The 14,056-nt window shown below is 49.0% G+C and carries 15 protein-coding genes; all 15 read right to left on the bottom strand.

Annotated elements, in window-relative coordinates; genetic code table 11:
• Window positions 1-185 precede the first annotated feature (185 nt).
• On the bottom strand, window positions 186-803 hold the full coding sequence (locus tag AB5213_RS06075; protein WP_215634322.1) for a hypothetical protein: 618 nt from the start codon (window positions 801-803) through the stop codon (window positions 186-188).
• Between the two features lie 108 nt (window positions 804-911).
• A complete protein-coding gene (locus AB5213_RS06070) occupies window positions 912-1,565 on the bottom strand; it encodes a Fic family protein (protein ID WP_215634321.1) in 654 nt (217 codons plus the stop codon).
• Window positions 1,566-1,609: 44 nt separating this feature from the next.
• Window positions 1,610-2,404: a Fic family protein gene (locus AB5213_RS06065; protein ID WP_195501703.1), complete on the bottom strand. Its 795-nt coding sequence runs from the start codon at window positions 2,402-2,404 to the stop codon at window positions 1,610-1,612.
• 40 nt (window positions 2,405-2,444) lie between these two features.
• Complete coding sequence (locus AB5213_RS06060; protein ID WP_368276449.1) at window positions 2,445-3,770, bottom strand: hypothetical protein; 1,326 nt, start codon at window positions 3,768-3,770, stop codon at window positions 2,445-2,447.
• Between the two features lie 25 nt (window positions 3,771-3,795).
• Complete coding sequence (locus tag AB5213_RS06055; RefSeq protein ID WP_368276447.1) at window positions 3,796-4,752, bottom strand: hypothetical protein; 957 nt, start codon at window positions 4,750-4,752, stop codon at window positions 3,796-3,798.
• Window positions 4,753-4,784: 32 nt separating this feature from the next.
• Window positions 4,785-5,267 (bottom strand): hypothetical protein, encoded by a 483-nt coding sequence (locus AB5213_RS06050; RefSeq protein ID WP_368276446.1) that lies wholly within the window; start codon window positions 5,265-5,267, stop codon window positions 4,785-4,787.
• Window positions 5,268-5,283: 16 nt separating this feature from the next.
• Window positions 5,284-6,150, bottom strand: a complete 867-nt coding sequence (locus AB5213_RS06045; protein ID WP_349123967.1) for a 3'-5' exonuclease — start codon at window positions 6,148-6,150, stop codon at window positions 5,284-5,286.
• A 2-nt stretch (window positions 6,151-6,152) separates the two neighbouring features.
• A complete protein-coding gene (locus tag AB5213_RS06040) occupies window positions 6,153-7,526 on the bottom strand; it encodes a DUF4313 domain-containing protein (RefSeq protein ID WP_368276445.1) in 1,374 nt (457 codons plus the stop codon).
• A gap of 6 nt (window positions 7,527-7,532) precedes the next feature.
• Entirely contained in the window at window positions 7,533-8,864 is a 1,332-nt protein-coding gene (locus AB5213_RS06035) for a hypothetical protein (RefSeq protein WP_368276444.1), read from the bottom strand.
• Window positions 8,865-8,876: 12 nt separating this feature from the next.
• Window positions 8,877-9,458, bottom strand: coding sequence for a hypothetical protein (locus tag AB5213_RS06030; RefSeq protein WP_368276443.1), 582 nt, complete (start codon window positions 9,456-9,458; stop codon window positions 8,877-8,879).
• Window positions 9,459-9,616: 158 nt separating this feature from the next.
• Window positions 9,617-10,435 (bottom strand): hypothetical protein, encoded by an 819-nt coding sequence (locus AB5213_RS06025; RefSeq protein ID WP_368276442.1) that lies wholly within the window; start codon window positions 10,433-10,435, stop codon window positions 9,617-9,619.
• Between the two features lie 44 nt (window positions 10,436-10,479).
• Entirely contained in the window at window positions 10,480-11,115 is a 636-nt protein-coding gene (locus tag AB5213_RS06020; protein WP_342999389.1) for a DUF3846 domain-containing protein, read from the bottom strand.
• 120 nt (window positions 11,116-11,235) lie between these two features.
• Window positions 11,236-12,186, bottom strand: coding sequence for a hypothetical protein (locus tag AB5213_RS06015; protein ID WP_368276441.1), 951 nt, complete (start codon window positions 12,184-12,186; stop codon window positions 11,236-11,238).
• Between the two features lie 26 nt (window positions 12,187-12,212).
• Window positions 12,213-13,202, bottom strand: coding sequence for a hypothetical protein (locus AB5213_RS06010; protein ID WP_368276440.1), 990 nt, complete (start codon window positions 13,200-13,202; stop codon window positions 12,213-12,215).
• 12 nt (window positions 13,203-13,214) lie between these two features.
• On the bottom strand, window positions 13,215-14,054 hold the full coding sequence (locus tag AB5213_RS06005) for a hypothetical protein (protein ID WP_215634314.1): 840 nt from the start codon (window positions 14,052-14,054) through the stop codon (window positions 13,215-13,217).
• Between the last annotated feature and the right edge of the window lie 2 nt (window positions 14,055-14,056).

Raw genomic sequence — 14,056 nt, 5'->3', positions numbered from 1 at the left:
AAAGGAATCTATTTGCCGATCTGTTCGTTCGTTAGAAAGAGCTTTTGACGCCTGACGTAATTTTCGATAAACGAAGTCAGTAACGGAGATTTTAGAGAAGCAGCCTCTTTTAAAGCAGTTTCTTTAACAAGAGTAAGCGATGCAAATAAAGGCATAGAGACTCCAAAAAAATAGGAAGATATACTTTAAAGTATATCTTCCTCCAAATTATCTAGGAAATCCCATGTGTCATCATCTTCGCAAGGATAATATTGGATATTTCCGTCGCGACAGCCATGGTCTTTGTCGTATTGCTCTCTTAAAAGATCAAGGGAACGTTTTGTTTTTTGTAAGTCCCGATATGTTTGAAGTTTGTCTGCAAGCGGAACCCTTCCCATCGACGACCTATCGATGGTTCTTGGTTTCTCATCTGTTTTGCTGTAATGAACGAAATCGATGCTTCCGTAACCCGTGTTATACCATTTTGACTTTCCTGTGGTCATATAGGTTACGACCGTGGGGATCTGTGAAATGAGGCTCCATGCTGAAGCAGAGGACTCAAGGCTTTCATAGAAGGAGTCATTTGGTCGGATTTTCTTACCAATCAAATCTAAAGTACCGAGTCCTCCGTATTGAGAAAAGCGAAAAACGTATACATTATGGTATGCACGATTCAAAATGTTTTCTTTAATAAGTGACTTCAATGTTCCATTCAGTTTGCTGCCGGTTTCGTTGAAAAGCTCAGACAGCTCTCTTTTAGTGTAAACATGAGTAAATCGCCCATCATTGCGGGCAAGTTTTTTCATAGCGTCGATAGTACGCATCTTATCACCTGCTTTCAAAGTATATTATATCATATACTTTGATTAAGTAAAACTCGTCTAACCGTAAAAGAAAGCAGGAAGCCGACTGAAATCAGTTTCCTGCTTCTCTTAATTGTAGATTGATGTTTCAATCAAAAATTTCTGTAATTCAGAATCATCCGCTGTCTCATAGAAGCGCTTGAGCTTTTCACCGAAGTCATGTTTACACTCTGGTGGAATCGCCAAGATTCCGCGCCCGTCAGCGATCAACATCTTGTTTGCCACGAGCTGTGCCGTTCGCTTATTCCCATCACTAAAAAGTTGGGAGCGACAAAGATAACCGAACATCTTAAGTGCCCTTTCTCTCCCAGGTTCCATATTCGCAATTTTCTCGATAGCGGCTTTTGCAGTATCGAAGTCCGGCATCTCCGGTTGCCAGGCGGTCCCACTGATACCTACTGGTATGTTACGAATACATCCAGCGTTATGAACAAGCGATGCACCCAAAATGGAATTTATTTTGGCAACAAACTCAAAATCTACAAGTGAGTTTAAATGCTCAAAGAGATAATTCCAAGCAAGTTTAAGATTGTAGACGGTAATTGTTCCGGTGACAGTCAATCCTTCAACGGTTTGGTTGTACTCAACGATTACTTTTGCTTGCGGATATGTGATATTGACACCTTCAATGATTGCCTCTTTCCAGATGCTATCCACAACATTTCTTTTTGCATAGAAGACATTGAATTCAACAGCTTTTTCAGCCTCAGCGATTGTAGACATAGTATTTTTACCTCCGTAATATTATTATACCATGTCCATAACATTCATTCAATATGCTCGGTGTGCGCTGTACGGTCAGCGTTTTGTGTCTTGCTAATGCCCACAGTATTGCTTCTTGTTTTCAACGCGTTGCTTCCAAGTGTGGCAGCTTTACACTTGACTTTTAAGTTCTGTGAAGATGGTACGGTACGATCGAGTCCATAGATAGCTTCTTTAGTTAAAAAAGAAAAGAATTTATCCGGTTTGTTTGTTTCATAAAAGTCGAGTAGCAGAGTCTCAAAATTGTTAATTTGCTCTTTCGGAATCGCCAAGATGCCACAGCCGTCAGCAATCAGCATTTTATTTGCTATGAGTTGCGCTGTTCGCTTATTTCCATCACTAAAAAGTTGGGAGCGACAAAGATAACCGAACATCTTAAGCGCGCGTTCTCTCCCAGGTTCCATATTCGCAATTTTCTCGATAGCGGCTTTTGCAGTGTCGAAGTCTGGTATTTCCGGTTGCCAGCTTGTTCCGCCAATATACACATCAAAATATCGCAGTTGTCCAGAATCGGGAACAAGATTGTTGCTAACGAGTTGATGTACCTGCCGTACATATGACAAATCGATAGGCGCATCAATAAAATCAAATATGAATTGCCATCCATGTTTTAGATTGTTAATTACAGTTGTTTGGTCTTGCGTTAGGTTAGCAATTTTAGCACCTTCGAAAACCGCTTTTGTAGCAGGGAACGTGATATCGATTCCCTCGATATTTGCTTCTTTCCAAATACTGTCAACGATATTTCGCTTTGCATAGAAAATGTTATCCTCGATGGACATATGCTGACCGGGATACATGGAAGGTCCTTTCAATCAAAAATTTGTTCGGTCTTGATCTTTAATGACTCGGATTATCGTGCACGGAACTAGCTTGATGTCCTTCGTTGATCTTGTCAGCAACGGCCGTCTTGGCATCCCTGACGGCAGCGAGAGAGCGGTCATGTTTACTGTTCTCAGCGAACATGTCGCGAGCCTGTTTCCCGAGCGAGTGCCATTTGGAGATGTCGCATTTCGTGCGCTTGCCGGCCAGGTTTGCATCGATTGAGTCTTTCATATCCGAAGCCACGATTGACGCGAATTCCGGGCTGATCGGCACCGCGACGTGGCTTTCATCGACAAACGCCGCGTCCATCGGGTCTCGGGGATCCGATTTTTGAGACAGGTGATCACCTGGGTCGAGGAAGAGGACATCCATGACGATCTGCTGTGGCTTCTGGGATGCCGCAATCGCTTCCAGCCTTCCGAGCTGCTTTGCCGAGATCGCCGTATCCACGGAGATGGCGGTGTTTCCCCTCGCCGATGGATGCCATGCCTGATATTCCTCACTCGACATTCCGGGCCTATATTCTTGCGGGACGATCAGGCGACCGTTCTTTTCCTCTAGCATACCGGAGGTAAACAGGGTCGCTTCGCGCAGGAGGTTCTTTTCCGCGAGATTGCGGAAAGTGGTTACCCGTGCGAAATTATCCATCGCTTTCTGAACGGGTTTCTCCAGGGATCCAAGGCACTCTAGAATATGTTTCGCGGAGGGATCCGGGTCTTTTAGGTCAAATTCCATATCCGAGAAATACTTGCCGGTCTCTACGCCCTCATGGAAGTCCCTGATCGAGTCGATTCCGTCTTTCCCGATGAGGTCCGTGAGTTTTGAATAGTTCTTTTCGACCGCTTCCCTGTAACCGTGATGCTCCGGATCGTTTTTCAGTTGCAGCCCATCATACGCGTCGATGATGCTTAATACGACGGATGTCTTATCTGTTTCAACGGGCAGGTGGGCGTATTTGAAATGTTCCGCGTTGCCCGCATAGGAGAGCTTTACATCGAATGCAGGCCCTTTTTCGGAATCTTCGATAGTGATATCCAGATCAAGGTTCTTATAGACCTGGAGCGGATGGGGCATCTTCACGTAAGCCAACAGTTCCGGCACCAGGCTGCTCTTTGGATAGTTCCCTTCCGACAGCCATGCGATAAGCGACGGCATCTCGCCTTTGAGTTTACCGATCAGCCTTTGCGTCGTTTCAGGCGAGAACGGATCGTCCGTTTCGTTCCATTCAGCCAGCGCATTGTGGATGGCGGCGTTCTGGATATGGTTATCGGCCATCTGAGCCACATCGATCAGTACGTTTCCATCGTTGTTCAAGACATTTACCAGGCCAAGCGTGTTCATTTCTTAATTCTCCTTTTCAATGGTTTTACTGCGAATCGCGGTTGTCGTCGTCATATCTGAGAGTGATGTTGCGCGGTCTATCCCTATCTTGCGCGAGCCTATTTCGCCTGCTGTCCGCGACCTTGAAATGCATGGTGCGGTTAAGGGAATTATGTTCCCTTTCGCGATCGGACAGCTTCGGATTTATTTCCGCTTTCATCTTGCAAATATAGGATGAAGGTATTATAATATCCATTGAAAGAGCTGCAAGCGCCGGAGGGAATCGTGTCCCACCATAGCGGGGTAGCTCTTTTTCCATTTGTTCATATTTCTCAGAATCGATATACAGGATCTTTTCCTCGTTTGCAGCACGCGCGAGATATGAAGTGAAGTTGTCACGTCCGTAAAGGCTGGCTATCACATTGCTGCAGCCGTTATCGTTCGTCTTGGTTCCATACCCGTTTGGGAAAAAGTATGCGATGACCGGGACGCCGTCAGGGTCGTACATATCGAGTACGGCAGCGACGCCTTTGCCCTCAAACGACCTACCGTTTACCGTATAGTTCGGCTGGTCGAAAACGACTACCGGCTCTTCGAGCTTTTCCGGAAGCGCTTTGATCTGCTCGATGGTAAGCCCATGTTGATGGTTGTCAGCCTCTTTTGGGGCGATTGCATTCCTGAGATGTCTTTGCGTATAGATGAAGGGCAGGTTGTCGAATCCGGCTCTCCTGAATACATACGGCGTGTTGGGCCGGGGTTCCAGAACGGCGTGCGGTGACAGCATGCCGCTCAGGCTTGCATCGACATCGTAACCGAAATCCAGATATTCCGAACACTGTATCCCATATTGCCTGATTGCCTTGACGTCCATTTCAGGCAATTCGTCTCCTCTGAGCAAAGCGGAGAGAATCGAGTCGTTGATCGTTCTTTCTGCTTTCGGGCGCTGGATCGAGGATTCGTATTCGCGAATCGTTCGCGCAGCGTTAAGCGTATAGCCATCCATATCGTTCCTCCCCTGTAGCTCGACGTCAAGTTCTATTTTTCCTGCACGTCTAGTGCAACCGCATCGTTTTCGCGATCGTCATTCGCGTGGACGGCCTGCTTCGCTTTTGCATCCTTTACATCGGAAAGTCCACGGTGGGAATCGGACTTGATACTTTTATATTCCGCACCGATTTGGTCCCAGACGATTTCATCGAGATCGGACTGTCCACCGGACTCCCAGATGTTTTCACATGCGTTATCGCGGATCTGGATAGCTTCATCGATCGTGATATCGGGATATTGCCTCAGTACGGCGTCCGGGCTTACGGAGATAAATACATCATCTGTCGGCGTCGCGAGCACGTCGACGCGTTTCCCGAGCGCAGCGAGCATCTTTTCCATATCATCTGATGACAGGTAGCGGAAATACTCAGCCGCGCAATCGAGGAAGAATTCCTTCATCTGGTCGAAATCATCGAGATCCGGCACACAGAGGTCCGGATCATCGAACGGGATTTTCTTATAATCGTCCATGTTGGTTCTCCTTTGCTTATTTTGTAAGGTCCTGTGGAACTTCCGCATGCTCATGCTGGCTGTTCAAGGCACTTGCCGCGCGTCCGATATCTACAGACCGGCCGAGCGGGCTTCGCTGTGACCGTTCCGCTTTGTCGAACCACTGGTTGACGGTCATGCGCGTGAACTGGGTGGTGGTACCGGCTCGTGCGCAGAGTTTCGCAGAGCTCTGGAGCCGATGGAGAATCGGCTCCGTGACGGCAAACGGGCGGCCTCCGGGGTTGAGGTCCCAGCAGTCTTTTGGAAGCCCCTCTGAACCATTCTCAATCGGTTTGGCGTGCATGATAGCGTCTTCGGTAAGCTCAAGGTTCTCCACACACCAGTTATGGTCGTCGACGCATTTCTGTGCGGCAAGGCAGGCGAGGGTGTCGGAAAGCGAGCCATGCGGGGCGCTCGTCCAGTTGTAGCCGAGACGTTCAGCTGCCATGGAGAGCGGTTGGTATCTATGTCCCGTATTTGAGTTTCCGAAGGCATCCATGAATTCTTGCATGGTGTCGATGATTGCAGCATCGGGGTTGATGGTGGCACCGGCGGCCTTCAGGAAACCGATATCGAAGGCTATGTTGTAGCCAACAATCTCGTCGGCGATACGGTCGAGGATGCGGCAGATTTGTTCCATATAGGCATCGATAGTGGTCAGGTGTTCCACGTCATCCGGGGAAATGTGGTTCACCGCCTGGGCTTCCGGCCACTCCTTCTTGTGTTTCGGCTTGAACCTCTCATCGAAGAGAAGCCGTCCATTGGCATCTACGATAGTGAGCGACAGGATTTCGTCGCCCTCCTCGGGATGCAGGCCGGTGGTCTCCGTATCGAGGTAGACGCGGTTGGGATTGTTGCTGCTCATGGCTACTTTACCTCCTTGTCTTTTGCAATATCGTTCCTGTCGACGTTTCGATCCGCATCGAGGCGCCCCGACGACTCTCTTGCATTGCAGGTTTTTTCGGAAACGCTCTTGTTTTTAGACGGTTCCTTTTTGCAGGTGCCGACATAGTGCCCGGCGCCCACACCGGTGATGACGAAGTCTTCCCCGTTGTCTTCCCTGCCGATCATGTCCACGAGTTCATTCTGGGTATAGCCGGAGAACGTAACGCTATCGTCGATGACAAGACCGCAGGTGTCCTCGAAACTGAAATTCGTCTCGATAATCTCAGATGGGTCATCCTTCCAGTACATCTGGACAGGCATGATGAATACACTGATTTTATTTGGTACCTTGTAGTCCTTAATCGCGTACTCCGGAAACATATCGAGGACGGCATCGAGTTTCTGCGAATCCTCGAAGGTCTTGCCGGCGAGAAGGCCATACTGTTTACCGGAAATATCGACGATGGTCTCGGTGGCGTTCGTCTCGATACCGGAGAGCTCGATCTTCGGAACGAGCGCGAAGTTATAGCCTACCTTCACGGCGACCAGCTTATAGTCGTCGGGGGTATTCGCATCCATGAATTCTTGCGTGTTGCGCATCTGGGAGATCACGTCGGCGTCAAACGTGAATGCCGGATAGGAGCAGGAACCGGAATGGGAGACGATGTCTTCCACGGTTCCGAGCCCATAGATAGCCTCGATGATTGCCGGGTTATACAGGTTGTTCATGTCGAGGAAAACAGTCCTGTCGTTCTGGCATGGATTGTTTAGGTTGACGGAGATATCTGCCCAGCGCTCTCCGAAATTATCGCTTTCCGGCGTGACGTCGTAAGCGCCGACATAGAGGCTGCCGTTATCGAGATAGCTGTCGCAGACGAGCTCGATCTTATATTTCTCCCCGAAGTTTTCCACATCGAACGTGACTCCGCGCTTCACGAAATCTGGATCGTTCCAGACGATCTCTCCGTTAGAGTCGATAAGCTCAGGGTACTGTTCGCGCACGTTCATGATTTCCTGTTCATCCAGGTAATCCGGACCTGCCTGTGTCATGTAGCACTCGGCGTAATCATCGGCGACAGACGACATCGCCATGCGGTCGATCCAACCGAACTCATCCTTATGTTCGATGATCTCCTTGGCCGATACACCGTTCTGCAAGGCCATGAAGGTCGAGCGTTCCCGGTCAGAAGGAAGGGTATCGCACCAACGTTCTTCTGAAACGTAGCCTGGGGAATCCAGGTGGTATACGTTGCCGAATGGTACGGCATAATCGCGGACATAGCCCTCGAGGATATCTTCCTTCTCCGCATACCAGCTTTCGAGTTCATCTGCAGTCTTGATGTCTTTGTATTCCATAATCGGCTATTCCCTTTCCATATTCTTGCCATTGGGGATTTCCGTGTTTGGGCTGTCGAGATGAGCGGCGCTTATGGCACATGCATCGCGCTTGGCTTCTAGACCGCTCTTTGCAGGTTCCTGTTTCTCATCGCGAGTCGGCGTGACGCTGACGGAACCGCAGAAAGGGTCGCTGAAGGCACTGACATCTTGGGGGCTGTGGTACATTCCACGCAGACCCTCCTTGGTCTCAGGGCCACTGTAGTCATCCATGGCGATCCAGATACGGTTCATCGGGATTTCAAATGGTTTATCGAGGTCGACCATCATATAACCCGCGCCGTAGACGGGATCGTGGATACCGATATACGGTTCGTATGTTCCCGGGGAAACGATAAAAGCATGACCGGTATCGACTGTGTGTCCGCTCATATAGCGTGAGTCCATGCATGCCACGGCATCGAGGAAGACGGAAGAGGGGACTTTAGCCATAAGGGAAATAGTCGTCTCGTTTACCGCCAATGCCTCGAAAAGCTCGTCTCGCATGGTGCGTTCGAATTTAGTGGTCGGATAGTTCACCAGTTTCTCGACGGCGGTGCCCTGCGATGCGCACAGCTCATCGATGATTGTCGTACCGATATCCGCCGGACGTTCGTAAGCCACGTAGCTGGGCACTTTGCCATAATCTAAATTGTTCTCTGCGTCCTCGATAACCTCGAGGTTTTCTTCGCGCCAGTCGCATACGCTCTGGATCAGCCTGTATCCGTCCATGCTGTCGACCTTCTCAGTCAGAATGAGCGTCATATCGAACTGCATGGCATCGATCATCTGGTCGCATTGGAATCCATACTGGATATTGAATCTCTCGGAGACGTCTGCGTTCAGCGCATCGTGGTCCAACTCATACTCTCCGGGCACGAGGACCCCGCGGGCAAGGCCGGCAGATTCGATATATCCGGCAAATTTATTGAAGATTTCCGCGCACTGGGAGGAAAGGGCATCCAGATAGGCCCAGGATGTAGACAGCTCGTTGTCGAGTGCCATAGAGAGTGCCGACTTGAGGTCGGCCGGCATTACCTGTCCGTTCTTGATTTTCTCCTCGTCGATATATCCGCTCGCCCAGTCGAGGTCGCGGTCACCGAAGAATCCGGCGACGATATGCTTGCAGTAATCCTCGCCCTCGTATGTCATATACGGATCGAGGAGGAGTGGCTTGCGCTCCATGATATTCTTCTTATCGTTTTTCGGATCGATTGTCGACCAGTCAAGCGCCTCGCTCAGCATATCGGCAGCTTTCTCTTCGCCGAACAGATCGATGACGTCGTTGTAGGTTCTGATTTTCGTCTTGATTTCACTCATATCGGTTCTCCTTTACCGGGCGATTTCATTCTGTCCGCAAACGGGCGCATTGCCGCCGATGTGCGCAAGCGACTCGATACAGGACGCCTTTTTTGCAGCGAGGCCGGCTTGGTCGGGAAGGACGCTCTTGCGGCGCTCGGCGATATCGATGTCGGCGTTTGCACGGATAGTTTCAGATGCCATGTCGCAAGTGGAATCTTTCGGCAGGGCATCGATTGCAATGGCGAGGGCGATCAGGTAATTCGTGTCATGTTCATTGACCACCTCTCGGAATACCTGGTAAGGCAGTGATGCTGCCGTTCCGGGCATACCCTCGGCAAGTACATATCCGTCGGCGGTGTCTTCAAATTCGGGATGTATGGTGGAAGAGGAGATGCCCCATCCGCCGAGAACATCGCGTTCCCAGACCTCCGCGATGATATTCCATCCGCGAACGTTGGCTGGATCGTCGATAGCGCGGCAGTAGAGGAATTTCGGCTGCATGTTCGGTTCTTTGACGATCCATGCGTAGGCATGGTGCACGATATCGTTGGCTGCGGCAGGGCAGAAGTAGTTCTGGAAGCGATCAGGGGTCTTCTTCGTTCCGGTTTGCATGTTACCCTCCGTTCCGGCGGCGTGTTTTGTAAGATTCTACCACTTCGGCTGCGTTTCGCCTATATATCGATGACGGATACGGCACGTCATCTGCAAAAGGTGTCGTGTAGAAGGGCACGGGGGCTCACCGAAGCGGCGAGTCCCCGTGTTTGTGCCGTCTATCTGTCCTGTAATGGCGAATCAGGTGCGTCCTGGTCATGGTTCAGATTCCTTGCCGCATCCGTAGCCGCTGCATGGCGTTCCGTGAGTCCCCGCGGATTGTGGGTTTGCACGAGGTCGTCCTTATGCAGGCGGACATCGCATTCCTTGACATATTTGAGAAACGTCGGATGCGTGATGCCGAGCTTCGTCGCTGCGGATCTTGCCGAGATGTCTCCGTTCTTATATTCGCTGTAGAGACGGTCGAATCCCTTGGGAAGGGGTTTCAATCCCCTTCCTCGGGTATCCTGTGCATTCGTGATCTTGTTCACATGATAGGAGAATGCCTGTTGGCTCAAGCCGGCGATCTTGGCGGCCTGGGCTTGGCTTAGGTCCCAGTTCTGATATCTGCCGAAAGCCTCGCGAAACCGTAAATCATATCCGTCCAAAGGATCGCTAAGTGACTCTTTCAGCTCCGTCTCGATATCGACGGGCATATCGATAAGCTCGCCGGTCTCATCACGTGAGAGGGCGACGATATTGCCGAAAATGAGAGAGAAGGGCTTGCCGTCGTTTGTTCCGACGATGAGGCTCTTTTCAGACAGGAAGCCCGAGTCATCCATGAAGGCATCGGGGTTGATGGCGCGGTTTGGCAGCAAACTGTCTGCACCGGCGGCATTCACATAGATATCCGCATCGGCGAACGTGGCACCGAGTTCGTCATATTCACCTTGGACTGCCTCACGGATGTCTCGATATGGTCTGTCCCTGTCGGCGAGAAAGGTCTGAGCCTCCCCACCGACAGGGAAGATCAGGCCTATGACTTTATTGGATTCCATCGTTTCACCGCCTTGTTTCTTTAAAACGATTCATAGAGCTCTGATTAGTGACTGATCGGGTACTCGTGGTCGATTGGACGCGAATTACCGATATCGTTGCCGCTGTCGTCGTGGTTGCCCTCGTCCTGGCTGAGTACTAATGAACTCTCCCTGGCTTCTGTAGCGACTTCGGCGAGAGACTTCGTAGATTTCTCATGCTTGTCGCCGGCGGCGTGCTCATTCTGAAGCTGATATCGATCCGGTTCGATGCCGTACTTAATATGAATATACTCTTTGTAACCGGTGGACGGGTCCGCAAAGGTCTCTTTCAGCTTGTCGATCGTCTCCTGAGGAAGGCTTGCGATTTCGCCTTCCTCGTCGACACCGAATGCGACGAAATCACCGCAGATTAGCGAATAGAGCTCCCCTTCCTTGACCGGATGACCAAACGTCAGCTGGTCGAGATATCCGACTTCCTCCATATGCTTCGTCGCATAGATGGCGCGATTGGGCTTGCTGCCGTTGATTAAACCTTCTTCATTGACCCACAGGTCAACCCCATTACCAAGGACGCTCAGTACATCAACGTTGCCGTTGACGAGGTCCTGCAGTTCGGCCAGCGAGTTATTCTTATCGATCCAAACCTCGAACGGCTTCGATCCGACGGGGATTAAAAGGCCGTGGGCTTGCATTTCGTTCATACGGGGTACCTCCTTGCGTCTTGATGCTTGGTAAGATTCTACCATTCGATACCGGAAAAGGGCACCTCGGTCGGGTGCCCTGTTTTTTCTTTCAAATTCGCAAGCGCTTGCGAATTTCAGCTACTTAACGGTCACCGTTTCATCCCAAGCGTCTTTGATCACTTTCGCATCGTAGTGATACCACGGATGACCGGTTGACTTCTTGTGGCCTTCGATATCATCGGTGATATCCGCCCCGCATGTGTCGCAGATCGCGATCCTAATCGTCTCGGCGGGATGATGGATAGTCTTCGTGGTTGTCGGCGTTGAAGTAGAAGAGGGCTGTCCGTTGCCAGACGATGGAGCGGAAGCACCACGATTCATATCGGCAGAAGAATTTTCTGCCTGATTGTTCTGATTTTGACCGTCAGAAGAAGCGTTCTGGTTTTGCGAAGCCCCGTCTGCCGGAGTCGCTTCGGCATTATCTTCAGACTCACCGCTCTTGGCAGTCTTATCGACATGTTTGGCTAAAAAAGCGAAAGCTGACACCTTTTCCCCATTACCTTTGACGGTGAAACTGGTGCTTTTTGCTGGCTTATCATAACCGTCCGGTGCCGACTCAACGGTCAGCAAATACTTGCCTTTCGGCAGAGTACAGATCTTGACTTCGTCGTTGACTGCAACGGAAATATCTTTGACAACAATCTTTCCGTTCTTACCCTTTTCGGAAACCGAAACGGAAGCCTTAGAATCCTCAGCAGCTCCGTCAGCTGTCACCATGACGGAGATAGCACTCTTTTCAGCGGATTTTTTCTTCTTTGCATTCTCAGTCGAGGTCTCTTTTTTCTGAGTTTGCGTTTGTTCTTTCTTTGTATCTGAGTCGTGACCTTTATTACTTGAAAGAACGGTAAAAGCAGTCACGCCACCGAGGAGCAGCACTAGAACAATACCGATAACGGCTGCAATAATGATGAACTTCTTACGTCGATCATCCTCATCTACATAACTGTAATCAGATTGCACTTGAGAGGGTTTCAGAGTTTCGAGATTTCCCCACCAAGCTCCCTCATGCTTATCATTTCCATCGTTCATGATGCTACACCTCCCTGGTTAATAAGTTATCCGCCAAAAACGTCACGCGCGATTGTGCCGGATTTAATTACGATTAGCATCAGAGCAACAGATGCACATACAGAGCTCCACATATCGCCCTTGAAGCCGGATATTTCTCCTCCGCTAAAGCCTGAAAGCAGGTTTGGGAAAAGTCCCATTGCAAAAAGAATAATTACGCCTGCAAGACATGTCGCTAAGAAGTTCTTGCAGAAAGATACTCCATAGTTTTTTGTTTCGTCGAATCCAAGTAGCGCAAACGGAAGCGGTGAGAACGCAGCCATAACATATAGTTGCATTGCTCGCATATAACACATGACCGAAACCGAGCCCTTGATGATAATCGTGATCAAATCGAATATCATGCTCTGAACCCATATACCAATTACCGCTCCAAAACTCTCTTTACAAGAATTGGCTATTGTGACAGTTTTTAATTCATCAACGGTCGACTGATTGATCTTACCAATCATTTCGTTAAATAGATCATATGCTCCAGCGCAGATCTTCAATGAGTTTTTGAGAAGCCAAATGAAGATCGTCGCATAGATAATTAAAAAGACAATGTCTTTAATTGCTGGTAAGGTAGCTGTTCCATCAATACGCTGTGATATTTTTATCAATTGTATCAACATCACAAGGCTTAGGATGGAAGCTGCTGTTGGCATGACGACTGACTTATTAACAAAGCTAACCGTGCTGTAAAAGGTGCCTGTTTTCTTGCCCAGAAGATTATTGAATGATTTTCCAAGAATCGATTTTGTAGAAGTAGTCTTGATATTTTGAAGACCATCATTGAAAAAGAACTCAGCTCCTTCAGCAAAACGATCGGTAATCCATCCACCTGGATCCGAAGCAAAGTCAACAACGCCGCCAATGATTGGGATATTTTTGACCCAATCGGAGTCGTCATCTGCAAGGGCTACTTTCGGAGCAACCAAAACAGCAACCAGAGGTAGAACAAGGAGAAAAAGTACTATTTTTTTATTTTTAAACATAAAATTCCTCCTTTACATCAGTTCACATTGTTTTGTGCTCAGATGGTAAACCACAGTAATCCCCGTAAGCTGCTGGTCTTCCGTGTCTTTCAGGGAAAAATCAACCCTATATTCGTTAGCGTTGAAGTCGGCCGTAAGGATACCGTTGCACTCGGCTTCGACCGCGGTCGGATAATAGAGAGCACATTGCTCGCGTAGAAAATCTTCAATGATGCTTCTCGAATCGCCAAGCAAAGCAGACATATCTTCACTAATGCCGTCGATATCAAAAGTACCAGCGGCTTGAGTTCTTACATATTCCTCGTTCGTGCCGCTGTTTTTCACATCAATAGACATCTTGAAATATGTACCGTCATCGTTTTTATCGACGGTCAATACTCTGGTTTTATCATCGTCTGATTCATAGGCGCAATTGTACCTAGTGAGATTTTTCATCTCACCGACATCGACCTTTTCAGTTGAAAGGCCTTTGATGACAAAGGGCTTTTCAACTTTAGATGGATCAGCTTCCGGATCAGCGATAATGATTGACGAGTCTGTGAAATATAGCGTTCTTCCGGTGCCGCTGTAAGTTGCCCAGACATTAGAGGACAGCAAGGCAGAAAATTGCGCTGTTGCATCATCATATTCATCGATGGTTTTCTGTTGGTCTTTTTTCAGTTTTACTGAGCTGTTTTTGATCTGTTTTTCTTTTTCCTTTTTTTTCGCCTGTTGTTCTTGCTGTTCCTGAACTTTCATCGTAGACGTATAAGAACTGACACCGATGGAAACGACGCAGAAAATAGCGATTAGGATTGCAAGGATTTTCACGATTCCCTTATGGTCTGTTATTAAAAACCAGATGTCTCGCATGC

This window comes from Coprococcus sp. RTP21204st1_G4_RTP21204_210225 (genome assembly GCF_040915385.1).
Classification (GTDB): Bacteria; Bacillota; Clostridia; order Lachnospirales; family Lachnospiraceae; genus Allocoprococcus; species Allocoprococcus comes.
This window is presented reverse-complemented; position numbering and strand designations above follow the sequence as displayed.